At 45.1% G+C, this 25,921-nt stretch carries 26 protein-coding genes and 1 tRNA gene; 9 read left to right on the forward strand and 18 right to left on the reverse strand.

The window, feature by feature from the left end:
* Window positions 1-39 precede the first annotated feature (39 nt).
* Together ACG3M1_RS14695 and ACG3M1_RS14700 are read right to left on the reverse strand one after the other, a co-directional pair.
* Entirely contained in the window at window positions 40-807 is a 768-nt protein-coding gene (locus tag ACG3M1_RS14695; protein ID WP_008817604.1) for a DeoR/GlpR family DNA-binding transcription regulator, read from the reverse strand.
* Between the two features lie 327 nt (window positions 808-1,134).
* Window positions 1,135-1,515: a desulfoferrodoxin family protein gene (locus ACG3M1_RS14700; protein ID WP_002610177.1), complete on the reverse strand. Its 381-nt coding sequence runs from the start codon at window positions 1,513-1,515 to the stop codon at window positions 1,135-1,137.
* A 152-nt stretch (window positions 1,516-1,667) separates the two neighbouring features.
* Between ACG3M1_RS14700 and ACG3M1_RS14705 the strand changes: the two genes are divergently transcribed.
* Window positions 1,668-2,549 carry an RluA family pseudouridine synthase gene (locus ACG3M1_RS14705; protein WP_022300440.1) on the forward strand — a complete coding sequence of 294 codons (882 nt, stop codon included), beginning with the start codon at window positions 1,668-1,670 and terminating at the stop codon, window positions 2,547-2,549.
* A gap of 12 nt (window positions 2,550-2,561) precedes the next feature.
* Here ACG3M1_RS14705 and ACG3M1_RS14710 read toward each other — a convergent pair whose 3' ends face one another.
* Window positions 2,562-3,881, reverse strand: a complete 1,320-nt coding sequence (locus ACG3M1_RS14710) for a sensor domain-containing diguanylate cyclase (RefSeq protein ID WP_022300441.1) — start codon at window positions 3,879-3,881, stop codon at window positions 2,562-2,564.
* A gap of 304 nt (window positions 3,882-4,185) precedes the next feature.
* Between ACG3M1_RS14710 and ACG3M1_RS14715 the strand changes: the two genes are divergently transcribed.
* A complete protein-coding gene (locus ACG3M1_RS14715) occupies window positions 4,186-5,508 on the forward strand; it encodes a class II D-tagatose-bisphosphate aldolase, non-catalytic subunit (RefSeq protein WP_008817607.1) in 1,323 nt (440 codons plus the stop codon).
* A gap of 364 nt (window positions 5,509-5,872) precedes the next feature.
* Here the strand turns inward: ACG3M1_RS14715 and ACG3M1_RS14720 are convergent, their stop codons facing one another.
* From ACG3M1_RS14720 to ACG3M1_RS14745, 6 genes are all read right to left on the reverse strand, one after another.
* Window positions 5,873-7,180 (reverse strand): patatin-like phospholipase family protein, encoded by a 1,308-nt coding sequence (locus ACG3M1_RS14720; protein WP_009271045.1) that lies wholly within the window; start codon window positions 7,178-7,180, stop codon window positions 5,873-5,875.
* Between the two features lie 194 nt (window positions 7,181-7,374).
* Window positions 7,375-7,812: a MarR family winged helix-turn-helix transcriptional regulator gene (locus ACG3M1_RS14725; protein WP_002610167.1), complete on the reverse strand. Its 438-nt coding sequence runs from the start codon at window positions 7,810-7,812 to the stop codon at window positions 7,375-7,377.
* Window positions 7,813-7,825: 13 nt separating this feature from the next.
* Complete coding sequence (gene rplT / locus ACG3M1_RS14730; RefSeq protein WP_002610165.1) at window positions 7,826-8,188, reverse strand: 50S ribosomal protein L20; 363 nt, start codon at window positions 8,186-8,188, stop codon at window positions 7,826-7,828.
* 17 nt (window positions 8,189-8,205) lie between these two features.
* Window positions 8,206-8,400 carry a 50S ribosomal protein L35 gene (rpmI, locus tag ACG3M1_RS14735; RefSeq protein ID WP_002610163.1) on the reverse strand — a complete coding sequence of 65 codons (195 nt, stop codon included), beginning with the start codon at window positions 8,398-8,400 and terminating at the stop codon, window positions 8,206-8,208.
* A gap of 25 nt (window positions 8,401-8,425) precedes the next feature.
* Entirely contained in the window at window positions 8,426-8,986 is a 561-nt protein-coding gene (infC, locus tag ACG3M1_RS14740; RefSeq protein ID WP_002610161.1) for a translation initiation factor IF-3, read from the reverse strand.
* Window positions 8,987-9,164: 178 nt separating this feature from the next.
* Window positions 9,165-10,313 (reverse strand): DUF6348 family protein, encoded by a 1,149-nt coding sequence (locus ACG3M1_RS14745; RefSeq protein ID WP_009271046.1) that lies wholly within the window; start codon window positions 10,311-10,313, stop codon window positions 9,165-9,167.
* 419 nt (window positions 10,314-10,732) lie between these two features.
* Between ACG3M1_RS14745 and ACG3M1_RS14750 the strand changes: the two genes are divergently transcribed.
* Window positions 10,733-11,083 carry a hypothetical protein gene (locus tag ACG3M1_RS14750; RefSeq protein ID WP_008817610.1) on the forward strand — a complete coding sequence of 117 codons (351 nt, stop codon included), beginning with the start codon at window positions 10,733-10,735 and terminating at the stop codon, window positions 11,081-11,083.
* Window positions 11,084-11,542: 459 nt separating this feature from the next.
* Here ACG3M1_RS14750 and ACG3M1_RS14755 read toward each other — a convergent pair.
* The 7 genes from ACG3M1_RS14755 to rimO all read right to left on the reverse strand — a co-directional run bounded on the left by ACG3M1_RS14755 (window position 11,543) and on the right by rimO (window position 18,755).
* A tRNA-Lys gene (locus tag ACG3M1_RS14755) sits at window positions 11,543-11,618 on the reverse strand.
* Window positions 11,619-11,797: 179 nt separating this feature from the next.
* On the reverse strand, window positions 11,798-12,154 hold the full coding sequence (locus ACG3M1_RS14760) for a sporulation initiation factor Spo0A C-terminal domain-containing protein (protein ID WP_008817611.1): 357 nt from the start codon (window positions 12,152-12,154) through the stop codon (window positions 11,798-11,800).
* A 594-nt stretch (window positions 12,155-12,748) separates the two neighbouring features.
* Window positions 12,749-13,639 (reverse strand): glycoside hydrolase family 25 protein, encoded by an 891-nt coding sequence (locus ACG3M1_RS14765; protein ID WP_008817612.1) that lies wholly within the window; start codon window positions 13,637-13,639, stop codon window positions 12,749-12,751.
* Between the two features lie 74 nt (window positions 13,640-13,713).
* Entirely contained in the window at window positions 13,714-15,579 is a 1,866-nt protein-coding gene (locus ACG3M1_RS14770; RefSeq protein ID WP_224727393.1) for a GGDEF domain-containing phosphodiesterase, read from the reverse strand.
* Window positions 15,580-15,786: 207 nt separating this feature from the next.
* On the reverse strand, window positions 15,787-16,290 hold the full coding sequence (locus tag ACG3M1_RS14775; RefSeq protein WP_008817614.1) for a GNAT family N-acetyltransferase: 504 nt from the start codon (window positions 16,288-16,290) through the stop codon (window positions 15,787-15,789).
* Window positions 16,291-16,971: 681 nt separating this feature from the next.
* The gene (locus tag ACG3M1_RS14780) at window positions 16,972-17,460 is read right to left on the reverse strand and encodes a DNA-deoxyinosine glycosylase (RefSeq protein WP_021420436.1); all 489 of its coding nucleotides are present in this window, start codon (window positions 17,458-17,460) and stop codon (window positions 16,972-16,974) included.
* Window positions 17,454-18,755: a 30S ribosomal protein S12 methylthiotransferase RimO gene (gene rimO, locus ACG3M1_RS14785; RefSeq protein ID WP_008817616.1), complete on the reverse strand. Its 1,302-nt coding sequence runs from the start codon at window positions 18,753-18,755 to the stop codon at window positions 17,454-17,456. Before rimO ends, ACG3M1_RS14780 begins: the two co-directional genes overlap by 7 nt.
* Window positions 18,756-18,905: 150 nt before the next feature.
* On the opposite strand from rimO, the gene ACG3M1_RS14790 reads away from it, so the two are divergent.
* The 6 genes from ACG3M1_RS14790 (at window position 18,906) to ACG3M1_RS14815 (ending at window position 23,299) form a co-directional block, all read left to right on the forward strand.
* Window positions 18,906-20,153 (forward strand): hypothetical protein, encoded by a 1,248-nt coding sequence (locus ACG3M1_RS14790; protein WP_008817617.1) that lies wholly within the window; start codon window positions 18,906-18,908, stop codon window positions 20,151-20,153.
* 159 nt (window positions 20,154-20,312) lie between these two features.
* The gene (locus ACG3M1_RS14795) at window positions 20,313-20,753 is read left to right on the forward strand and encodes a DUF1307 domain-containing protein (RefSeq protein ID WP_008817618.1); all 441 of its coding nucleotides are present in this window, start codon (window positions 20,313-20,315) and stop codon (window positions 20,751-20,753) included.
* A gap of 63 nt (window positions 20,754-20,816) precedes the next feature.
* Window positions 20,817-21,281, forward strand: coding sequence for a lipoprotein (locus ACG3M1_RS14800; protein ID WP_008817619.1), 465 nt, complete (start codon window positions 20,817-20,819; stop codon window positions 21,279-21,281).
* Window positions 21,282-21,756: 475 nt separating this feature from the next.
* A complete protein-coding gene (locus ACG3M1_RS14805) occupies window positions 21,757-22,320 on the forward strand; it encodes a hypothetical protein (RefSeq protein ID WP_008817620.1) in 564 nt (187 codons plus the stop codon).
* Window positions 22,321-22,788, forward strand: coding sequence for a GGDEF domain-containing protein (locus ACG3M1_RS14810; protein ID WP_074748679.1), 468 nt, complete (start codon window positions 22,321-22,323; stop codon window positions 22,786-22,788).
* A gap of 55 nt (window positions 22,789-22,843) precedes the next feature.
* The gene (locus ACG3M1_RS14815; RefSeq protein ID WP_009271052.1) at window positions 22,844-23,299 is read left to right on the forward strand and encodes a DUF1307 domain-containing protein; all 456 of its coding nucleotides are present in this window, start codon (window positions 22,844-22,846) and stop codon (window positions 23,297-23,299) included.
* Between the two features lie 343 nt (window positions 23,300-23,642).
* Here the strand turns inward: ACG3M1_RS14815 and ACG3M1_RS14820 are convergent, their stop codons facing one another.
* Window positions 23,643-24,827, reverse strand: coding sequence for a MalY/PatB family protein (locus ACG3M1_RS14820; RefSeq protein ID WP_009271053.1), 1,185 nt, complete (start codon window positions 24,825-24,827; stop codon window positions 23,643-23,645).
* Complete coding sequence (locus tag ACG3M1_RS14825) at window positions 24,817-25,896, reverse strand: M24 family metallopeptidase (RefSeq protein ID WP_021420439.1); 1,080 nt, start codon at window positions 25,894-25,896, stop codon at window positions 24,817-24,819. The genes ACG3M1_RS14820 and ACG3M1_RS14825 overlap by 11 nt, the downstream gene beginning before the upstream one ends.
* Window positions 25,897-25,921: the final 25 nt, after the last annotated feature.

Consider the following 25,921-nt stretch of genomic DNA (forward strand, 5'->3'; position numbering starts at 1 on the left):
TAGAAAAAAATAAAAAAAGCCGGGATACCATTTCCCGACCTATTCTGCCAGCTGTATACATAGCTGCATGTTTTTCATCAGCTTTTCATTTTCCCTGTCCAGCTTATGATCCGTTATGATCCCGGTGAATTCATCCGCTCCAGCATAGCGGTAATTGCCGATCTGCATGAATTTATCCGATTCACATACCATAAACGCCTGCTTACTGCTGGACAGGATCGCACGCTTTGTCGCCCCGTCATTGGCCATATAGGTATATACGCTGTTATCGTGTACATCAATACCGACAACACCCAGAAAGGATATGTCGAATCGGAATTTCATTATTTGCTCCATTGCCAGACTCCCCACAAAGCCGTCCCTGCCATAATCGAATTCTCCACCGATGAAAATCACAGGAAGACTGCTGTCTGCCAGTATGGATACAACCTCCAGCATATTGGTAACGATCGTTGCCTGCTTCTCCCGTTCCACCAGCTCCCTGGCCACCCGTATATTGACGGTGGAGATGTCCAGAAAGACCACATCTCCTTCCTGAATCAGATCCACAGCGGCTTTTGCGATACCGCGCTTCTCCTCCTGATTCACATCCTTGCGCTGCGCCGCAATCTTGCGATGAATATTCTCACGAATCAGCACAGCACCTCCGTATGCCTTTTTCAGCAGTCCCTTTGCTTCCAATGCGCTGAGGTCTTTACGAATCAAGTCCTCACTAACGGAAAACCGCTCACTCAGCTCCTTGACCTTTACCTTTCCATTGGCATGCAGCTCCTCCATAATGGCACTCTGCCGCTCCTCTACAAACATGTGATCGACCTCCTGTTTTTCAATAGTATACCATAGTTTTCATGAATTCTTCGTTTTTCATAAGAAATTGTACGCACAAAGAAAGGGCAGCCATATTGTGATCAACGATGCAAAATGTCTCGGTTGTCCTCGCTGCATCGCTTGCATATACCGGTAGGCCGTACCCTGAACTGGCAGCTGCCTGAATTCTCACGCACAAGAGCACTCATTCTTCAACTATGGATTCATCCTCCACGGAAACCCTCCAGGTGCTTATGTAATGCTTTCCTTATTTATACAAAGTGATAAAAAAAGAAGCACGATCCGGTGCTCCTTATTCTGTATAGGTTATGCCTCGATGTCAGTCTTCCATAAACCGTGCAGGTTGCAGTATTCATATACATGCACTTTCCCCTTGTAATCACCAAGCGGGAAGACACCCTCCGGTTTTTCACCGGGCTTCAGGTTTTTACGCATAATGTTGTCTCCGGCCTCAACCAGAATCATTGTGATATAGTGCTCTGCAAGCATCGGATGCTCCATGGAACCAACCTTTACATGCAGATTTCCATCTGCGATTTCAGCAACCGGAACATGTTTTTCCAGTGCGCCGTCTGTCGTATTTGCCTTTAATTCATCCATTGGCTTTCCGCAGCACATTACCGGAACTCCTTTGTCCTCGATCATTTCAACGATGTTGCCGCATACTGAGCATTTTAATAATTTCATGTTTATTTCCTCCTTGTTTTATGTTATCTTCATAGTAGCGTTTGCTGCTATGGATCATCCTTTACAACCAGTTCCTCCTGGCTCAATGCCAGTATAGCATGACCCATATAGGAAATTCTATTCATTTGACCGAAAAATTATGAGGTGATTTTATGAAAATCGAATTGAAAAACAATATACTGCAACTACGCGGCATTTCCTTTTCGGATACCGATGCTGTTTTCGCATATTTCCATACCGCAAAAAAGAAACGCTATGAATATTATCAAACAAACCGTGTTTCCATAAATAACCGCATCATCCACGGCAATCATATGCTGCAGGAGCAGGATACCGTACGCATCTTTCTTGCGATGGAGGAAGATACGATAGAGCCCTGGTACGAGGATTTGGAGATACTGTTTGAGGATGAACTCTTTTGCATCGTGAATAAGCCTGCGAATCTTCTGGTACACAGTGACGGTATCGAACATGCACACACCGTCTGTAATCTGGTCAAGGCACATTATCTTCTGGAGGGACACAATACCTGTGTTCGCCCGCTTCACCGCCTGGATTACGAAACCAGCGGAGCCATGATATTCTGCAAAGTTCCCTTTCTGCAGCCACTGCTTGATGCCATGCTGAAAAACAAGCAGATCTATCGGGAGTATGAGGCATTTGCCAGGGGATACATTGCACAGAAGCACTGCACCATCACCCGGGGAATCGCCAGAGATCGACACGATGCGCGAAAGATGCGCATATCCGAGCATGGCAAGAGTGCCAGAACCGATGTGTTTGTAAAGCAGAACTTCACGGATTTCACATGGATTCGCTGCCGGCTGTATACCGGGCGAACGCATCAGATCCGTGTCCATCTGGCCGCAATACAGCACCCCCTGCTCAGTGATCCGCTATATGGAATCCGCGACAGCAGATGTCCCCGCCTCGCACTGCACGCCTGTCGTGTAAGCATCCCTCACCCCCTTTCCAACGATATGCTGCGCGTGGAATGCCCGCTTCCGCAGGATCTTCGCCAGCTACTGGATTAGATTAGGCCTGACTCACTTTAAAACACATACCTTATTGCGCCCGGCCAGCTTTGCCTTATAGACACTGCGGTCGGCTCTTTTTAATGCATCCTGATAATCATGATCACTCTTATAATAATACGCTGCACCGATAGACAGGGTCACCTGCACACGGTTGCCGTCGAAAATAAAATCTGAGCTTTCAATCAGACGGCGCAGACGCTCGATATAGGCATAGATATTTTCCTTGCTGATTCCGCTGCAGATGAGCAGAAATTCATCACCGCCCCAGCGAAACAGCATGTCACTGCTTCGAATTTCCTTCTCGATCTGTTCACAGACATGGCGCAGAACATAGTCTCCCATATCATGTCCATAGCGGTCATTGACCTTCTTAAAATCATCCACATCGAAAAATATGATGGTATAAAAATCCTCCCCGTTCTGAAATTTCTGAAACGTGGAGACCAGCGTCATATCGCCGCTTCGCCGGTTAAAACAGCCGATGAGCGGATCCCTGCTGGCGCTTGTTTTCAAAAGCTCCTTTTCCGTTATATCATTCATAGTGCCGAGTACGACCTTGATATTGCCGTTTTTATCCGGTAATCCCTTGAAATTCGTCTCAAAAATCAAATCGAAACTGGTTTGAATATTCTTCAGATGAATGACCGCATGCTCCGATAACGCCTTTCGCTCGATACGTTCCAGCAGGACCGGCATCTGGTGTATCTGCAGCAGCTCATTCAGCTGCTCCACCGTATACGAACGCATGGGAAGTCCCAGCTTGTCGCACAAAGACTGATTCGCGGAAAACTCTCTTTTTCCGACATCGTATTCCCATATATACATATTGGCCATGCTCAGCAGTAAATCGAATTTCTCCTGCTCATGCAGAACACGCTCGATTCGCTCCTCCATCGCCCGTACAGACCTCGTAACACCGATGATATGCAGATTGCCGTTGATCCAGTATGCATGAGCTCCAACCTCATAAAACCGGATTTCACCGCTCCTGCATTCGCGCTGATAGGAAAAATACTCCTTTTCACTTTCTCCCAGCATGATGCGATGCACAGCTTCCTTGATTCGCTTATGGTCCTGCGCATTAACTCCCTGCATAAGCATGCGAAAGGAATTGATGATTACGCGTCCGTCCTGACAGGTTATACTTACCATCTGTGTCAATGGATCAAACTCCCATATATTTTTGCAGGACAGCTGTAACAGTGTACGGTATCTGTCATCCTTATTCTCCGGTTTTTCTTCATCTTTCTGTTTTGTCTGCCGTTCATCCAGCTGCTTCAACAGAATGCGAATCTGATGGAGGAGAAATTGTTCCTGTTCGTCAAGCATCATCCCCACCGACCTTTCTTGTATACGATTTGTTCGCTCATCTCACTATAGTATATCACACCGGAATCACAAAAGAACACCTTTTCAGATAAAGTATTTCTAAATTTCCACTTACTTTTCTATTTTCATTTTTCCTGATTTATCATAGCTGATTTCTGTATTCTTTTCTGTCGTTTTTGCGCGTTTAAAATATCTCTGTTTGTATTTTTGTACAAAACTTTTATACAAACTAGCATTCCGTTTCACTTCCGTTTACTTTCCCTCGTTTCGTGCTATAATTTTAATATATAAGGAGGGTTTTGAAATGCCACAAGCTAATCCATTAAAACAGATTGTTGTTAAACAGAAGGAAGGAAAACCGGTTGGAATTTATTCCTGCTGCAGTGCGAATGACTACGTTATCGAGGCTGCACTGGAATGTGTAAAACGCGATGATTCCTGCGTACTGATTGAGGCAACAGCCAATCAGGTTGACCAGAACGGCGGTTACACCGGAATGACACCCAAAGACTTCCGTGAATTCGTATTAAAGAAAGCAAAGGCGATCGGTGTGGATGAAAGCCGTATATTCCTGGGAGGAGATCATCTGGGTCCTCTGACCTTTGCCGCTTTACCGGAAAAGGAAGCGATGGAAAAGGCAGAAGAGCTGGTACGCTGCTATGTAGCTGCCGGATTTACAAAAATTCATATAGATACAAGCATGAAGGTTGCGGATGATGATCCAAACATTCGTCTGAGTGACGCGGTTATCGCAAAACGCGGTGCGCATCTGGCACGCATCTGTGAGGAAACCTATCAGGAGCTGCTGAAGCAGAATCCAAATGCCGTACGCCCGGTATACATCGTGGGAAGTGAGGTACCGATTCCAGGAGGCGCACAGGAAGAGGGTGCCGGTATGCAGGTTACCCGTGTTGAAGATTTCAAGGCTACTGTCAAAACCTTTGAAGAGGCCTTTGCGGCTGAAGGGCTTAAGGAAACCTGGAAGGATGTTATGGGTGTTGTTGTACAACCGGGTGTCGAGGAAAAGGATGACGGATGTACCGAGTATGACCGCAGCAAGGCCAGGGATCTGATGGCATCCATCAAGGAGTATCCAAACCTTATTTTTGAAGGGCACTCCACAGATTATCAGACAAAATTCAAGCTGCGCGAGCTGATCGAGGATGGTGTCGGTATCCTGAAGGTTGGCCCGGGGCTGACCTATGCCATGCGGGAAGCACTGTTCGCACTCGCAAACATCGAAACGGCCGTATATCATGGAAAAGAAGAAGCGCTCAGCAACTTTATCGATGTTCTGGAAGAAGCGATGATGGAGGAGCCGAAGAACTGGAAAAAGCACTATCACGGAGATGACAATGCCCTGTGGTTCAAGCGTAAATACAGCTTCTCTGACCGCAGCCGCTATTATATGCCAAATCCTAATGTTGCCGCAGCCAAGGATAAGCTGATTGCCAATCTGCGTAAGAGCGGTATTCCTTTGAGCGTACTGTCCCAGTTCATGCCGATTCAGTATACAAAGGTTCGCGAGGGACATTTGGAAAATGATCCGGAGGCACTGATCAGGGATCGCATCATAAACACGATTGACGAATACCTGTACGCAACGCATCAGGAAACATTATTCTAAAAACGGAAGTGGAATTACAATATTAAGGATAAAAGAAGCAATTGCAGGTTAAAAAGACAGGCGCTGGATATCATTCATATCCACACCTGTCTCTTTTTGCTTTCTCCCTGACCTTCTTCCTGTTTGCACAGCTTTCAGGAAAGGGCAGGCAGTTTCCATATGGGTGTATAACGGGTTCCTTATATATGCGGTTGCGTAAGGAAAGCCTGCAGGCGTTTTTTCACAAATGAGAGGCAGCTTTTGTGAAAAAGAAGCAAATCGCCTTGCATGGCTGCGTTAGCAGCGTATATCCGCAGTAGCTTGAAATATACAATCGGACTATGAGTTGCATCATAGGCTGTACGGAAAACGCAAACTGCCCATATCAAGAAAGTCTGTATCCCTTCCCCTTATCGACCAGCTGTTCCAGCGCGAACAGAAGATACGCCATAACAAAGGAATCATTCATAAGAAGTGCGACCGCCTCCAGCTCCTTGCGGCTTGCAGCTCCCGCAGTCCGCATATAATAATAGATGGAGCATATGATTTCCTTTGTGCTCTGCTCCTTTAAAGACGCTGCGGCATCCAGCAGATGCAAGGAGTCACGGTCAGCCCGTTCTGCGATACTCACATGCTTCTGTGCACAGGCAAGCACCTGCTCTGCAAATTTCGGAAAGCTCCAGATGCCGATATCATCTATTTGAAATGCCAGGGCAGTCATTTCCAGCATACGTAAGAACGGCCAGTCATACTCCTGAAAATGAGAAAAGCTGGCAATCATTTGATGGTGGAATGCCTTTTTTACGAGCCTGCTCATATAGCGGCGGTCCACCAGATCATCTATCTGTTCCAGCTGCATGTGGATTCGTTCCTCAAACGCGATGATGTGCGCCTTGTCCTGTAGAGAAAAGGTATAAATACTTCCCAGACAGCAATCGAATTTCTTTAGGGTGTCCTGATATCCACGCTCCATATTGTGGTGAATCCGCACCTGATCAAACAGCAGAAAGCTGCCAAGGGATACCTGCGGCTCAATGTAAATCACATCCTTCTGCGGCCGGTGTATTTTCCTTTTTCCCACAGACTTCAAATCAACCGCCACGATTTGCTGAGCTCCCATGCTGCGTGCCAGCTCAATGGGAACGTTGTCATAATAGCCGCCGTCGACGAAATGCTCCCCCTCGATTTCCTTCATGGGAAATGCAGGAAAGCAGGAGGCAGAGGCAATGATGTAATCCAGCGCCGTATCCCTGCTCATATCTCGGCGATAGACCGGCTGTGGCTGCTTTTTCGTGACATTCACACACATGCAGGCATACTCGATATCCGAAGAGAAAAAGCGCTCCGCATCAAAGTAATGCTGCAGCTTGTTCACAAAGGGGGTGATATCCGCTCCCCTGTTTTTCACATAGCTTTTCAACAGTGTCTTATACTTTCCCTTTTGTGACATCAACAGCTCGATATCCATATCCAGATTCACACCATTGGCAATTATGTCATCGACAGACAGCTGCTCCCACAGCTCTAAGCATCGCTCAAACTGCTTCTGCACATACATGGCACCAATCATCGCACCGATACTGGTTCCCGTTACAATATCAAAGGAAATTCCCAGCTCATCCAGAGCCCTCCAGACCCCCAGCTCATAGGCACCCTTACTGCCTCCTCCACCTAGCACAAGTGCACGTTTCATCTGCATCCTCCTCTCATCGCATACCGTTATCTTCACCTTTAACCTTCATAGCTTTTCATGCTTTCGCTTTGATACCACATAATGCCGCTGCTTTCCCGCGCCTACAGCATCCGTTCTTTCCTGTACCTTTTGTCCCTATTATAGCACCATTCCCCTGCCTGCATACAGAAAAAGCCTGCTAACAAGAACAGGCTTTAGTATTTTCCTTTAAAAAATTCCATTAGATTACGCAGTGACTGAATCAGCTCCACCTCTTTATCAAGCTCAAGCTCATTCAACAGACGCTCAATCATTTCCTCATGGAAGCGATTATGAATGTCCAGGATACTCACTGCCTTTTCGGTAAGCTTCAGACGCACGATTCTCTTGTCCCGCTCATCCTTAACACGCTCTACATATCCTTTTTTCACAAGCTTGGAAGTTGAAACGGTCAGTGTCCCCTGTGTTACCATCAAACGCTTGGCAATCGCGGACATCATATTGGATTCACTCTTTTCGATTGCTTCCAGAATATGTACCTCGGTCATGGACAGCTTTACTCCCTGATCGCGGAGATTTTTCTCCTCAATCAAGAGAATGTAGTTGAACAGATCTACCAGAAGTTCATTCAAAGTATGACGTGTGTCATCCATAAAGCTTCCTCAATTAAGCTTTTTCTAATGCTGACTTAGCAGTTTCTACGATTTTTGTAAAGCCCTTAGGATCGTGAATAGCGATCTCACTCAGCATTTTACGATTGATCGTAACGTTAGCCAGCTTCAGGCCGTGCATCAGCTTGGAATAAGAAATCTCATTCATTCTGGCAGCTGCATTGATACGTGCGATCCACAGCTTACGCATGTTGCGCTTCAGATCCTTACGGTCATTATATGCATATTTGAAAGAGTGCATAACCTGCTCATGAGCAGTCTTATACAGAATGTGCTTTGCACCATAGTATCCTTTCGCTAACTTTAATACTTTTTTTCTTCTCTGACGTGTTGTATATCCACCTTTTACTCTTGCCATCTCATATTCCTCCTATATTATTTCACTAACATCTCTTTGATACGCTTGTAGTCTGTACTGTGTACCGTACCGGATTTTCTTAAATGACGTTTCTGTTTCTGTGTTTTACCATGGAAACGGTGAGAAGTATATGCATGACTTCTTTTCAGCTTTCCAGATCCAGTCTGTTTAACTCGTTTCGCTAATCCTCTATGTGATTTCATCTTTGGCATAAGTAGTACCTCCTATAATTTATATCTATTTTTTCTTCGGTGCCAAAACGCATGACATCGTGTTACCTTCCAGAATTGGTCTCTTTTCGATAATCGCGATATCTGAGATTTCCTCTGTGAAGCTATTCATAATCTTTTTTCCAACTTCCAGTCTCGTAATCAGTCTTCCTCTGAAGCGCATGTCCACCTTGACCTTCATGCCGTCCTCAATCCATTTGCGTGCATGACGCATTTTTGTATCAAAGTCATGCTTGTCGATAACCGGGGACAGACGAATCGGCTTGATTTCTGTAACATGCTGTTTCTTTTTGGCTTCCTTCGCTTTTTTCTGCTGTTCAAAACGATAACGGCCGTAATCCAGCACCTTACATACCGGCGGTTGCCCTTTCGGAGCCACACACAGCAGATCCAATTCCTGTCTGTATGCAATTTCCAGAGCCTCACGACGCATCTTGATTCCAAGCTTGTCTCCATTGGCATCAATCACCATGACTTCCTTGAAGCGGATTTTTTCATTTACCAGATCGTCGTTTACGTTGTTAGGAATAACTTTCTTGTTTATAATAGACACCTCCAATGTTGCCATAAGAAAAGCGGGTACTCATATGCACCCGCTCAAATATCTCATCAACAATTTCGTCTTTTCGATATGTTGTAGCTTTTACCTATGCCTTCGGACATCAGGTGAGAAGGGGTGCTTCTAACTTTCCACTAACTTTTCTGCTTGGTTATCATATCACAGTTAAAGACCTGTGTCAAGGATATTAACGCATGATATAATCATTTCTGGCATAATAGCCGATTCCCGGTATCATGAGCTCATCCAGAGCATCCCCGTTGTCCATCGCTTTTTGGATAGCCCGGGCATTTGCACTGAAGCTGATCACGTTTTCGACAATGCTGCGATTTACATGATCCCTTTTCAAATGCTCCATAACCGTTTCTTCGATATAGGAGAAGGATTGCAGCTGACTCTGATACAGCTCCCGCGTTTTCTGATCCTTCTGAATCAGAAACAGACGTGCTCCGTATTCAACCTTCGGATATGCATATTTACAATAGATTTCCGGAACGAAGGAAAAGATTTCATATGCCAGGGAATCATCCTTGCATAAACGAATCAGCTGTTCACGCAGCTTTCTGTGCTCCTCCTTGCTTCCGCATTTCTCATACCATTTGATAGCCTTACGCGTATACTGACGGATGTTGTCCCCTGTGAAATCCGAGGGTTCATAGCTGCGTTCCTCCTGAATAAGCAGAAAGTTCTGCTTTTCCGTATGATAGCTTCCGATACAGTCCCAGTTTTGTGCATAGGGCAGAAGCAGCTCACTCAGCTCACTGTCTTCCCTGCCGTTGATTCGTACCTCGCACAATACTTTGCTACGGGTTTTGGATGCAAACACCTTGATCCAGTATGCCTTCTTATTGCCAAGACGCAGCTGCAGCTTCTGCTTCAGCATTTCCCAGAAGTCCTGCTCTATCAGACCTTCCCGCTTTCCGATGCCGTGTATCTCATTCCTGTACACCTGAAAGTAATGACGAAGCTGGGTAAAGCCGAAAACAGTTTCCTCCGCCTTTCCCTGCAGAGCCCGCAGATACAGCTGCAGGGTATGCCGGTAAAAATCCTCACATGCCAATGTAACCGCCTCCTGCGCATTTGAACCGCTTGCTGCTACAGATTCCAGAATGGCATCATCCAGCCATTCATGGTGGAGCTGAAAAACGATCTGTGCCACATTATGCTCAACCGATATCACGTCTGCATATATATAGATATCCTGTGCTTCCAGCACAAAGGCATCATCAAGAATCTGTCCTTCCTCACACATATGCTCCAACTGTTCCAGCACTAGTGCATGAAAATCAATCGATTCCTCTGCTGTGTTTTTATGTTTTTTTCTTCGAAATACCATAGACACCATCTTCCTTTTATTGTCATTGTAGATTGTAAACATTATATAACAAATTTCAGTTTCTTTCCACCTTCCCTTATCGGATACCGTCAGTTTCACATAATTGTTTTTTCTATGTTTACCTTTCTGTTCTATCACCTAAAGGAAATAATCGTATCGTTAGATTCATCTGTATCTGTAGGAACCACTTACACAACTGCTGCCTATCCGGAAACCTGCAGTATTATAAAGAGTCTCGCTTGAAAAAGCTTTACCTTTACTATATAAGGGCAGGCAAACACAGATCACCTGCATGGGACTTTCACCTGAAGCATAACATGATCTGCACATCCAATAAATTATTTTCATGAACAGGTGTATCAGCTATTTACATAAACAGCAGTATAACCTTTGCATAGTTTATATCGGAGGTGAGTGAAATGACAGGTGCGTTAACAGTTGAGGCTATGGAAGCAAATGGTTCTCCCGTCAATGCGGCAGCTGTACGAGTGTATGGAAGAACAGAGGATACTTCCACATTTATTATGTGCTGTTATACCGATGAAAATGGTTTAAGTGAACCGATTTTTCTTCCTGCCCCAAACAGCATACATTCCATGCAAAGCAATCCGCAGGTATGTCCCTACGCAGCGTATGATGTACATGTTACGAAGGATGATTACGATAAAGAAGTAATTAACGGTGTACAGATATTTCCTGACACGACTTCATCCTTGCGTGTAATTATGCAATGCTGTAATGGCAGACCGCCAAAGACAAACACGATTTAATCGAACACCATAAATTATACGACTATGAATAAACAAAAGGTAAAAAGATTCCCTATCCCCCGAGGAATGGCGTAGGTTATCATACGATAGGATTTCTGTAGCACTGAGATACAGCCATAATGGATAACACGCCGGTAGCTGTGAGAGCTTCGCAATCCAGGAAATGAAAGCCAAGCTCAAAGCTATAGCGTGTAAGCGAAGGAAAATGGTTACAGGAAAGCTAGATTTTCAGTCTTCCCATAACCTCGGATATATGCAGGGTTCCTTGATTCAGGGCATCCTGTTATCCGTGCTTTCAGCATTCGAGCATCCTAGCCCGTAACGTTTTGAGCATTGTTTCATCCAAAATGTAAGAGGGATGTGCTGAATCCGGAAAACAACAAAACTGATTTCATAAAATATTAAAAATATACAATAAAGGCTTTCCTCGAAATTGAAGAAAGCCTTTCAAATTTACAATGGTGACCCCTCAGGGAATCGAACCCTGGACCCACTGATTAAGAGTCAGTTGCTCTGCCAGCTGAGCTAAGGAGTCATTTGTAACTTGCTCAATTATAATACCAAATGATTTGGATAATTGCAATACCTAAATTGCAGAAAAATGCATTTTTTTCATTCTTTTTTTAGAAAAGAGCGAAATTCATAGAAAAATATATCAAAATTCCTCATTTTATCATGTAAATTCCTTTACAGCATTGCAATTAAGAACTTTTATCATCCCACCTGCTCCGCAGATCTAATATATTTTAATGACATTTCTATGAATTCCCGCAATGTCGGCTGTCTGTAATGCAGGGTATGCAGTACCTTCTGCAGCATGACACGATCTCCGGATAATAGGGTTGCCAGAAGTACATGCTCCAGTTCTTCCTCCACATGCGCCACAGTCGTTTTATGCTTGTTCGCAACCACCACATATAAGCATTTTATGATACTGCCAAGCAGGTCCGGTTGTTCATAGACGCTCATAATTGCCGTATGTAAAAAGCTGTAGCCTGCAGTGTAATCGGGAACTCCCATACGATTCAGCAATTCGGATACTCTTGTATTCAGATTCACTATCCCATTCATGTTTACATCCCTCCCAAAATCTATAGTGTACATACGGTCCAGCTTTGGCAGAGTCTATATATGTCGAATTTCATAAAATATCTGCATGCCGCCCTTCCTGTGTTGCCGCATATCCTGCCTTTCTGATGAGGGTATGGAAATCTCTGCCTCTTATTCCATTATTCGACAGACAACGACACTGTGTGTGATGTCTGTGTGATTATAATGATACCGTTGCCGCCCTGATATAGAAAGATACCTAGGCAGTATTTTGCGGCATGGTCACCCTGCGGTGACTTTTTTTATTATGTATACGTTATACCATCACGATATCCTATCCATGCCCCTTTGTATACATTCATACAGCTATAAAAAAGCGCTGCCATCTGAACAGGCTTCCCTTACGACCAGCGCCGTACACAGGCATGGACAGATGCCTCTTTCAAAGCGGTTCACATCCTGCCACAGCCAGCATTCAGGGCAGTCATTCATCCATATCGATACCTTGCAGCGCCGCCATTTATCAATACACGGATTACTGAAAATCTGCTATCATCCGGAGGTATCGCAGGAAAAGGGATGCTGCAATCAACATCCCCTGCCTAATACATCGAACTAATATCCACTTGGTCGTGTCGGTTCATCATCAATTGCACGATCATTTGTCCATCCGGTACCATCATTGATCAAATACGGATGCTCAGCTCCTTTTATAATACGTGTGATGATACCCTCTTTTACAGCCAGAAGTCTTCTGGGATACCAGTTTCCACCATTTGCCTGTGTCCACAAGCCGGTATAGGTTACCGGAGTTCCAACCTTATACTTCGGATTCTTTGACGGATTCGGTTTTGGATCCGGCTTCGGCTGATCGGGTGCCTTGCCATAGCCGTTCAGTCCTTTTTCCTTCATAATGGCCGGATAATCCTTATATGCATAGTCCAGATCCATTCTGCCATTATAGCCGTGAATGGAGCCGTCACTGGTAAACTGCCACATTCCGTACAGCTTACGGTAGGTATTTACACTGGCCCATTGTGCCACCCATTTATCAAAGCGATCCAGGCGGGATGAATTGATATGGTTTGTAAGCCAGTCCAGGTTAGCATAGATACCGGCATAAAAGCCGGCTTTTTCCAATTCCCGACAGGTATAATAGCAGGTTTCCACATTCATGGCATCACTGACTCCGTTACGCCGTTTCCAACCGTCCGCATCCTCCATATCTATATAGCATGGATAGCTCGGTTTGCAGGTTTTACACAATCTGATGAAGCCGGAAGCCTCCTCCCTCATCTGTGCATCATTGGCAACATAGGAATAATGATAGAGTCCATAGGGCATTTTGACACGCTCACATTCCCGTACATTCCTTCGAAACTGCTTATCTTCTTCAAAATGTCCCCAGCTGGAACGGATGATGGCAAATTCTATCCCGCCCTTTTTTATCGCATCCCAATCCAGTATGCCATTATGCTCGGATACGTCAATTCCAAGTCTTCGCATACACACACCTCCTTTCTCTTTCATACTACGCATTTTAAAAGCACCTGTACAGGCGTTCGCCAAAAGAAAAGATGTCACCCGGACATCTCCTCCTGTTTCTGTATCAGCAACTTGTAAACCTGCTCCTGCGGAAGTGGCGCTGCGTAGTAATATCCCTGAATATAGCGGCAGGCACAGTCTCTCACAAAGGCAGCCTGTTCCTCATTCTCAACACCCTCCACCAGCAAAAGCTGATGCACCTCATGAAAAGCCTCACACATTTTGCGCAGAACGACAGCACCTTCAGTAGACACCATCGCTTTCCAAAGCAGGCTCTTATCAATTTTGATCGTTTGTATCGGCAGGCTGAGTACATTGGATATATTGGAATACCCTGTTCCAAAATCATCCAGAAGAAATTCAATTCCCTGCTTGCGCATACGCTGAATAAAAGCAATGATCATATGGTAATCCCTGCTCAGCATACTCTCCGTGATCTCAATCTGCAGCATATGTGCCGGTATTTTATATTCCTCTATAATCTTCAGAATGTTATTTCCGAGATCCTGCTGTAAAAACATGACGGCAGAGAAATTAACACTGATGCTTTTCAGGGTTGTAGCGGTATGCTGCAGCTGCTGCAGAAATAAACAGGTCTTTCGCAGCACCTGATATGTGATTTCTGTAATCAATCCGTTTTCCTCAGCAAGTGGTATAAACTCATCCGGACCAAGCTGCCCCAAATCATGCGGCGGCAGACGAAGCAGTGCCTCCGCCTTTGTATATGCCTGTTCCTTTACATCGTAAATCGGCTGGTAAACCACGATAAAGCTGTCCTCCCGGATACATTGTCGTAAAAGCTCAAGCACCCGCTCATTCCGATGGAGTCGTTCGATCATATCTGCAGTGCAGACGCAGGTTCTGTTTTCTTCTGAACGCTTGGCCAGCATGACGGCATATTCCAGACCCTTAATGATTTCATCCTTATCGCGGTTATGCGCCTCGACATGCAGAATGCCTATGCCATACTGTATCCGAAAATCAAAATTCTCAACAGACCATGACTGCTGCATACGCGCAATCAGCTGCGTATGGCACTGCCTGCATGTTTCTGCATCCTTACAGACAATCGCAAATTCATCACCGCTGAAGCGAAAAACACGTACTGCCGGCAGCTCCTTTTCAAGGAAGGCACAGATTCTCATCAACAAAACATCCCCGGCTTTCTGAGAAAAGTGATCATTGATAAAGCGAAAGCCCTTCAGCGACAGCACCATCATGGAATATGGGTCTGTATCCTTCATGCGGATTTCCAAAAGACGGTTGAATTCCTGACGGTTTAAGATACCGGTCAGCGGATCTGTAAACAGCTGCTTGTTCTGCAAATACAGATATATAATCAGCAGCGCACTTGTTGCGGCAGTTCCGGTAAGGATATAATTTGGATACAGAAGCTGAAACAGGATGACGGCTGCAGAAAGCACCGGGAAGAAATTCAGAATGATAAAAACAGCGGTATCCAGATTGCGGCGCTTGGAAATCGTAAAGAATACAGAAAATAATACATAGATATAAAAGACGATGTAGGTCAGAGATACCCAGGATCCCCGCACATAGCCAGCTATCGGATCCAGCGTAAACAGCAGATGCGTCAGCGGATTGCTCGGCAGACACAGCAGATAGAACAGAGCCGGTATCCCTGCAAACAGAATATGCTTTTTGAGCTTATCCGCGTCCTGTTCAAACACAGTAGTCAATGTATAAATAAAATATACAACCCCCATAAGCGGAGTGGACATATAATTCAGATGTAGCAGCACCTGATTGATGAGATACGTTGAAGCGGAAAGCTGTGTCAGCAGCAGCGTTGACAGGATATTTGTCAGAATGGAGAGATAGGTTATCAAAAGACAGGCGCGAAAGGCCTGGTTTTTCGCGAGGGAAGCAGATTTCCCTTCCATGAATATACCATAATGATGTTGAGCATGATGACAGATACACACACTGCCGAAATATCCCATTCCATAAATTATCACCTATGTAGATATTGTATCACATAACCATCACAAAGGGCTATGCAGGATGGACATCAAATGTGAAAAAGATGAAAAAAAGGCATTGATCGGCAGCTTTTTTCTTAACATCATCACTGTAAAGAGCGTGGTTTTCTATTTTCCGTCGTCAAGCTCCAGCTGGAGGATGTAGTCATCCATAATAAAGCCTTGTCCGATATCCGTCTGCACAGAGTCGATATCCTTGAAGCCCTTCGCACGGTATACATCCAGACTGTGCTGATTGAATTTGTTGCAGGTCAGATAAATGGCTTTTTTATCCTGCTCCCTCGCAAAGGAAATTGCCCGCTTCAGCAGGATACTGGACAGCCCCTTTCCTCTGGCCTTCTTATGCAGATACAGCTTGCTCAGAAACAGACGATCCTTTTCCGGCTTCACACCGCAGAATCCGATCATAGCACCCTCCTCATAAGCCAGAAAATAGGTGTAGTTCTCCTCCTCGATTGCTTTTTTCAATACCGGATAGCTCTGGAATTTCTCAACCATATAATCAATCTGTTCCTTTGAAATGATGGCTGTAAAATACTCATGCCAGATTTCTGTGGCAAGTGCTGCCAATGCACGGATATCCGCATCGCAGCTGCAGATACGCAGTTCCATATACATTCCTCCCTTGTTTTTTACCATTATAGAGCAAGGCTTACGGTTTGTAAATGTATTTTCGATATGCCAATACGACACTCAGGCAGCCGTCGTTCCCTTTTCAATGCGCTTTTTCCAAGAGAAAGCAGAACCCTTTGCCCGGATCATCATCCATATACAAAGAGTTGTGCATTATACAAAGCATAACAGGGCTCTTGATTTTTATGTTCTGGTTTTCCTTACGGTATCACAGCTTTATGATTTCTTTAGGATATATCAGTAAATAGATAGGATGCTTTTATGCATAGACAGCACCTGAAGCGTCTGCTGTACTTTTTTCCTGCAGGTTACGCTAACTGTCAGTCAAAGCCTCTCTGTAACAGACGTTTCACTTTTTTTTACCGTACCTGGAAACTGCATGGATAAAAACGCCCTTTACATTCTTGGAATGCATTATGCAAAGAAATAACACAGCGGTGAGGTATGGTTCTTTCTTACTTTAGGGTGTTTGCAAAAGGGAGACTTCCATACGATTGATAACTACAATCGTATGGAAGTCCCCCTATGTTAAATTAACCCACAATCGAGAAAAAACCTGAGATATCATTTGCGTTGTTTTGCAGCATACTTCCCCTGTATGCGTGGTTGATGTACAGGATCGTTCCATATGCACGAGCTCTTTGATGCTTGCCTGTCTCCTCACATATCACCCTCATGTTCCATCAGAGCCTGCTTCCACTGCGCAAACAGAACCTCCTCACGGATACTGCGATTTGCATTGCTCGTACTCGGCAGATAGCTGCAGGGCAAAGCGATATTCGGAAAATGCTTCTGATACAGTTCATAGGCTTTTCTGCCGTTGCAGATCACCCTGTGCAGGGTTGGGTACACCGCTGTCAGGTGTGCGATATCATTTACCCTTTCCTTGCGGATTGCACTGTCCAAACTGCCCTCTCGCTCACATTCTCCAATCACATCCCAAAGCAGAATGTGCTGCTGAAACAGAATTTCCTTTTTCTGAGCATAGGTATCAATCGGCATTTCAAATACCGCATGCAGAATCTTCCAGAAGCGGTTGTGGGCAAATCCGTAATATTCCTGCTTATCCAGAGAAGTCACACTGGGCATAGAACCCAGAATCATGAGTCTTGGCTTTTCCGGGATGATGGGATCAAAGCCCTTCAGCACACTTCCACACCCTTGAAGTCATGGGGCAGTGCCTCAGTGATCCGCACCTTAACAAAGCTGCCGAATTCGATAAAGCGCTCACTTTTAAACATCACAATGCCGTCCACCTCATCCGGTGCAGAGCTGGCCCCGCGTCCGCGATACACGCCGGTAAGACCTTCCTGATCCTCAACAAGAACCTCAATGATCTCACCTACCATACGTCTCTGATTCTCCAGTGATATTTCCTCCTGACGCTTCATCAGCTGCGCCAGACGCGCTTCCTTTACATCCTCGTCCACGGCCCCATCCATAGAATAGGCAGGGGTGTCCTCCTCCGGGGAATAGGGAAAGGCTCCCATACGGTCCCAGTGGATATCCTCTACAAACTGCATAAGCTCGCTGAAATCTGCTTCCTCCTCTGTCGGGAATCCGACAATAAAGGTTGTACGCAGGGTTGGGTAGGAAAAGGTTTCCCGAATCTTCTTCACCAGAGTGGCAACATCTTCTCTGCTTCCTCTTCGATTCATCAGCTGCAGCATGCGATTGGAAGCGTGCTGCATTGGAATATCAAAATATGGCAGCACCTTTGGCAGCTTTGCCATTCCCTCAATCAGCCGGGCATCGATTTCATCCGGATACATATACAGAATACGGATCCAGTGGAAGCCTTCGATTTCATGCAGCTGCTGCAAGAGATCAAGCAGTGCTCTTCTGCCATACAGATCGACGCCGTATTTTGTCGTATCCTGTGCAATCACCACCAGCTCCCTGACACCGCGCTGCGCCAGCTGTTTCGCCTCTTCCACCAGCTGCTCGATGGGAAAGGACACATTATCCCCGCGAATCAGCGGAATCGCACAATAGGTACAGTGATTGCTGCAGCCCTCGGCAATTTTCAGATATGCCGTCCACGGCTTGCTGGACACCTTCCGCTCACATTTGTCATAGCTTACCAGATCATGCCCGTCCAGCAGCTTTGGTAAGAGTTCATGCAGGTGCGGATATTCGCGAATACTGATCACTGCATCAATTTCCGGGATATCCTGCTCCAGCTGTTCCTTATAACGCTGTGCCAGACAGCCGACAACAATCAGCTTTCTGCACCTGTGCTTTTTATACTCCGCCATCTGAAAAATCGTCTGAATGGCCTCTTCCTTTGCGGAATTGATAAATCCGCACGTATTGATAATGATTGCCTCTGCCTCATCCGCATTGTGAACGAGCTCATGGCCGCCGCTATTGATCATACCCATCATTTTTTCACTGTCTACCAGATTTTTACTGCAGCCCAGTGATATAAACCCAATTTTCATATAAAACACCTCGATTATTACTATACCATGAAGACCGGCTTCATGAAAGCCGCAAATTATGTAAAATTTTGTTATTGTCATGCTGGAATCATATAAATTCTTTCCGTTCTCTGGTATAATTATATACAGACTATCACAGGGAGGTAACGTATGTACGGACGAGTGGAAATCGATGATGAAACGAAAAAGAAGCTGTCGCTTCTATTAAAATATTATCGCAAAAAAGCAAATCTGAACCAGCGTGACTTCATCACTTACAACGGGGCAACGATCTGTTCTGCCGATACCTACAGTAAAATAGAAAATTGTAAAATCATTAAAAGCAATTCCATCTATCATTATCTGCTGGTACAGATTCATGCTGAACTCAATCTTCCTTCCAGTTGGTGGGAGCCCTGGAGCACCTGTTTTCAGGAGCTGCTGGAGCTGGTGACGCGCTATGACCTTGCAGGACTGGCAGAGCGGTGTGCCGCCCTTTTCGCACAGCTCCGGGAAAAAACCGATATCTTTGCGGTTGAGTATCGAGAACTGCTGATGCTGATGGCTTCCTATTATGAACACTGCAGCGAAATGAGTGAGGAGCAGTTTCATAAATATATGGAGCTGCTTCCTATCTTTGATGTGAGCATACAGGAGATTTTAAAGGATATGCTTTATACATATACCGTACACAGACACCGTGATGCCAGAAAAAACGGTGCTGTCTTCACCCGCCTGCACATGGCGGAAAGCACCTCGCTGCTCAATATATTGAACCGCAGCTATCAGGCCTATTATGAGGAACGCTTTCTGGACTGCTTCCGGGATTCCCTGTATCTGGAGCAGACATTTTTGAAGCAGGGTAATTACAACCGTCTGCTGGATGTATACGATGCCATTGTCCTTCTGTATGCAGATGTACAAAAGGATGCGGCCAATCATGAATATGTCGAAAAGCTCTTTGCCATTGTTAACGAGCATCCTGAACAGCTGCACCGCAATAAATATCTGCAAAGCCTGTATCAATGCGGGATGCTGTATTATGAAATAGGACAATATGAAAAAGCATGCGACTATTTCTGTGAGCTGGCAAAGCAGGACGACTACCATTTTCTGCCGGCAGCACTGCTTGCCTGTATTCTCTGCGAGCAGCTAGAGCGTGTAATCCCTCCTGAAATATTACAGGAGCCGCGCTATCCCGAGCGTTTTCCGAAGCATGTGACCGCTTACCATCAATACTGCCTATTCAAGCAGAAGGAACGAGATCCCTTTCAGCGGGAGGAGTATTTTTTGAAGTATGTGCTGCCCCAAATATCCAATGAGGATCAACTGATTTGGGAGCCTGCCTGCAGAGAGCTGGAACAGCTGATCCGATCCACACGCCATTATCACCTGAAAAAACGCATACAAAGCAGTTGAATTCAGAAATTATACAATTTTATACCGAATATCTGACAAAAATCACATATTTTTTCTAAATTTCAAATTTGTAATCTTTTCTTCTTTATTTCATGATATAATTTCTACATACAGGATACGTTTATCCTGTGCAATCAATCATTTGATAGGGAGGACAATATGAAAAAATTACTTTGCGCTGCATTTGCCGTACTGGTATTAGCAGGATGCTCCGGCGGAGCAAAAACAGAAACAAAGACCTGTTCAATGGAACAGAGCGGTATGAAAATGGATGCCACTTTCACCGCTGAGGATGATAAAATCACTAAAACCTCAGTAAAGGTTACCATGGATCTTTCCGCTGCCGGTCTTGGAGACACTGAGCTGACAGATGATCAGAAAAAACAGCTGGAAACTGCTGTATTAAGCCAGTTGGGTGTTGAAGAAGGAAAAGGTGTCAATGTCAGTGCTGAATTCAAGGACAAGAATATCATCGCAACCGTTGACGTTGATATGAAAGACGGAGATTCAGCTACATTGAAGAAGCTGGGATTCGGTGGAGAAGCAAGTCTGTCCAAGACGCTGGAAGAAGCAAAAGACGGCGGAGCTACTTGTAAATAATCTTTGAAACTCAGGGCTAAGCTCTGAGTTTTGCCATTATAATCTGAAGGAAGGGAAAATACAATGAAGAAATTATTATGTGCTGCTTTTGCGGTTGCCATGCTGGCAGGCTGCTCCGGCGGTAAAGAAGAAACAAAAACAATGACCTGTACGGCAGAACAGAAATCCAATGGTTCCACCATTTCACAGACAATCAAGTTTGACTATCAGGGTGACAACATCACCAAGCAGGATCAGAAAACAGTGATTACTGCACCGGATAAAAAAACCTATGAAGCAATGCTGCCGACACTGAAAAGTGCTTCTCTGGAAAGCAAGGCAAAGGGTGTTGAAGGCATGAGCTATAGTCTGACGGAGGATAAGGACAAATTCTCAATTACGGAATCCATTGTTTTTGATATCAAAGAAATCGATCCGAAGGACTACGGTACCTTTACCAACCAGAAGCTGAGCGGTAAAAAAATGGTAATGGATCTGGAAAAGACAAAAGAAAACATCGAAAAAAGCGGATTAACCTGTAAAAAATAATCAGTCCATGACATGATACACGCTGAAGAGCTCTCTGTTGGAGAGCTTTTTTTATTTTTCTTCATCCAAATCCATGAGAAATAGAAAAGACTGTATCAGTAAGGTGGATTTTCAACCTAACTGCACATTGATCCGTCCTTTTATTTTCTTATCCCGCCTGAATAATTCTGAAAAGGCAACATTTTTAGTCGAACTTATAGAATATATCTGCTTTTCCCTATCATAAAGTGATATAATTACAATATCAAAAATCATAAGATATACGAACAGACAGCGTGTCCTTTGGCTATCTCAGATGTATCGCGCAATGCAGCACTGCCTAAATCGACGGCTATCAGGCAAACAGGCTCCATAAGGGAGTCTGCCGCAGCAGAATCCCATACACAGCACTGTTTTTTCGGCTATTCACAAAGCGGTGTAATGCAGTATAGAAGCTTGCTTCACGGCAGGAATGAAAAGACAGGAGGTTTACAGTATGCCAATGAAACTTAATGAAAATAATTACAGCTATTATATTTACCGCAATCTGATATGTCTGGCAATCCTTCTGCATTTCGGCTATACATTGCTTATGGGAATTCTGCATTATGGCGTCCCTCTTCTCTATAATATCTGCAGTGTGCTGTTTTACATCGGTATGCTTTTGCTGGTCATGAAAAAAAAGCGATATGCGCTGGCCGTTTCCCTGATTCATTTGGAAACCATCTGCTTTGTTGTGTTACACACTGTGCTGTTTGGCTGGAACGCTTCCTTCTTTCTCTTTCTGATCGCAATGGCTTCTCTTGTGTATTTCTGTCCCTACCGCAGTCCCTACATCCCCTATCTGTTTTCCATCCTGCATATGCTCACCTTTTTTCTATTGCATGAACAAATACAGGGAACGATGTTCTCTTCTCTGCCGGCTGCTTCCTTACAGCTGCTATTTCTCTGCAACAGCTTTGGTTCATTTCTCACAATCCTTTATGTTGCCTATGTTTCCAATGCCAGTGCCGATATTGGAAAAGAGGTTTTAAAAAAGCAGAATGAAAGTCTTTTGTAGATTGCTAATTACGATTCCCTCACAGGGCTGTACAACCGTACTTATTTGAAAAAAACAGCATCCCAGCTGTGCCTTGAGAATTGCTGTCTTGCAATTGGCGATATTGATGATTTCAAGCGGATCAATGACACCTATGGTCATTTGTGCGGGGATGCCATATTAAAGCAGCTCGCTGAGCATATGCGAACCAGACTGGATCCCGCAATCTTTATCTGCCGCTGGGGCGGTGAGGAATTTGTCTTCCTTTTTCATGATATCAGGGAGCAGGATGCACTGCAGCAGCTGCAGGATTTCTGTCACTGGATGAATCACACAGAATTTCAATACGGCGAACAAAATATCCCAGTCACCATGACATTCGGCATCTGCTGTCATCAGCGGCTTTCTCTGGATGAGTTAATCAATAAAGCCGATCAGCTCCTGTACCAGGGGAAACAAAAAGGGAAGCACACAGTCGTAAGCGGGTAAAGCTGCTGCATGAAGCAATGATCCCTGTACCATAATACCAATAGGAGTGGATGCTATGAGAAAACAGATCCTGTTGATAAGTCTATTGCTTCTGTTAAGTGGCTGTTCGAAAAAAGCAGAAGCAGGCATAAGTAAAACGACATGCCGGGGAACCCTGATGGATACCTTTATTGAAACAACCATGGATTCAGAAAATCAACGAATTTCAACACAGAGCATACAGCTGCATACAGACCATCGTACACTAGGCTATAACAAGCAGCAGGCACAGGCCTGTGTTAAACAGTACCAGAAAGATTATGCAAATATCAGGGGCTTGACCTATCAGGCATCCGTGACAGATAAAGAAATGAAGCAGCTGCTCGTTCTAAAGCTGACGGACATTGACACCGCACAGCTGAAAAAGCTGGATTTCATCCAGACCTTAGAAGACGCTGTATTCGATGTACATACCGCGGTAGTCGTTTATGAACAGCAGGGACTTACCTGCAGTACGAAGCCGGCGGCATAACGCCAGGGTATCCAAGGATACGGCTAACGCACAGTCTGTATTCCTTGTACGAAGCATACAGCCTTCATAAGGCACCGGCATTGCTTTCGGCAATACGTGATAAAGAAAGTAAATCAGCAATAAAATCCTTTGTTTTCCCTTATAAGGATACGGTGATTAAACAGACCGTTTCAAACACAACTGCTTTTTTCTATTCCCGCTGATTCCTTTCCTGCCCCTGTTTTATGCTTATATTATACAGCAGTTCTTTTCTGCCAAAATCATCGATATGAAAAAGATCAGACGATGTATCTGACCCTTTCTGCTGCCTATTCCGGCAGCTTTTTTATGTTGTAATTTCCTTTTATTCCCATGCTTCCCATGTTACAGCGATACGGCGCAGCGCCTCCTGCAGAATCGACTTCTGTGTTCCGATATTCAGGCGCACCCAGCCATAGCCGTCCTGCACAAAATAGCTGCCGACAACCATGGATACATTTGCCCTGATAAAGAAGGCACGCATTTCATCCTCATCCGCAAACACGGAACGCATATCGATCCATGCCAGAAAGCTGGAATCGCTTTTCATGACCTTAGCCTGCGGCATGTGCTGTGCAAACCAGTCATAGACCATGGTGAAATTCTCCCCGATATATGCAGTCAGCTGATCCAGCCATTCCTCTGAATCATTATAAGCCGCAATGATGGCAGGAACAGCATATACATGCGGACTGGTCACATAGACCTTTTGTAAATATGCCAGCAGGCGTTCCCGAATCTGCTTATTCTTAACGATGATGTAGGAGGATTTTAAACCACCCAGATTAAAGCCCTTGTTTGGGGATACACACATAATCGATGCATCCGCAATATCCTCATGCGCATTCCACAGCGTGGTAAAGCTTTCCCGATCAAAAATCACATCACGGTGTATTTCATCACAGACCAGCAGAACATCATGCTTCAGACACAGTGCACTGAGCTGATGCAGCTCCTCCTTCGTCCAGACGCGTCCGCTTGGATTTTGCGGTGAACAGAAGATAAACAGCTTGACATTCTCTTCGACCATCTGATGCTCCATCTCTTCAAAATCAAGATAATAGCGCATATTTTCCAGCTTTAGGGAATTGCAGATCAAACGACAGCCGCCGCGCTCTACCGCTTCAGCGAAGGGATCATAGGCAGGGGTGTTGATCATAACAGCATCTCCCTCGTTACAGAAGCACTGTACGATATAATGCAGAGTGCCGCAGGTTCCAAAGGTCAGCTTGATCCATTCCTTTTTAATATCCACATGAAAACGGCGCTTGTTCCAGTCAATCAGCGCATCATAATATGCATCATACGTATACGTATAGCCATAATCTCCCAAAGCGGCACGCTCTATCATCGCCTGCTTGATTGCCGGTGCACATTCAAAATCCAGATCGGCAAGATCCATAGGAATCGCATCCTCATTTAAACCGAATTTTTCCTTCAAAATGGTATTGTCCCATTTTCTGCATTTTCCAAGCTTTCGATTGATTACATGATCAAAATCATACTTCATATCCGTTACCCTCCAAAATAATGAGTTCCTTTGTTGTGGCATTCAATGGGACACCACGGCCGTTTTCGATAAGGACATCATCCTCAATTCGCACACCGCCAAGTCCCGGAACATAGATACCCGGCTCACAGGACATGATCATGCCTTCCTCCAGCACGGTGTCACTGCCGGCATTCAGCAGTGGAAGCTCTCCATCTCCCATGCCGATGCCATGCCCCAGACCATGCGTGAAATACGGACCATAGCCATGCCCCTGAATGATGCCGCGCACATAGCTGTCCACATCGTTTCCTCTTATACCGGCTTTGATAAAGTCAACACCCGCACACTGTGCTTCCAGCACGATATCATAGATTTTCTTCAGCTCCGGCTTTGGTTCCTGAATACACACCGTTCTGGTCATATCGGACTGGTAGCCCTGATAGGTGATACCGAAGTCGATCGTGATGAATTCATGGGCTTCAAAGGTTTTTTCACTCGGACGCCCATGCGGCATGCTGCCGCGGACACCGCTTGCGACAATCGTATCAAATGCCATGGCACTGGCTCCGTTTTTGATTGCCAGATACTGCAGCAGTGCACTGACCTCCGTTTCCTTCATCCCGATGCGAATCGTGGAAATCGTTTCCTGAAAGATCGCATCCGTGATTTCACATGCCTTACGTACCAGCGCGATTTCCTGGGCATCCTTACAGCGGCGTGCCTCCTCCAGTTCATGCTCCAGAAGCACGGTTTTCAACCCGTATTCCTGCATGCTCAGATATTCCTTCACGAGAACCTGTTGCGCTTCTATCCCAATGCGGGCATGGCTTCCCAGAAGCCGGACCACCTCATCCAGATAGCTGTTGCCCTGTTCATGCACCACCGGGATAAAGCCGCTTGTTGTTTCTCTTGCTTCATTGCTGTAACGCCCGTCCATAATCTGATACAGCTCATCTCTTGTCACCAGCACCTTGACGCCGCTTCCGGTTAAGGCACCGAGATAGCGCTTGTTGGAACGGCTTTTGATCAAGATGGCGTCGATTTGTTTTTCCTCCAGAATGGAGCGAATTTTTTGGATTCTCTGCATACTGCTTCCTCCTTTTTATGAGATA

This window comes from Clostridium sp. 10cd* (assembly GCF_044336395.1).
In the GTDB taxonomy this organism is placed as follows: domain Bacteria; phylum Bacillota_I; class Bacilli_A; order Erysipelotrichales; family Erysipelotrichaceae; genus Clostridium_AQ; species Clostridium_AQ innocuum.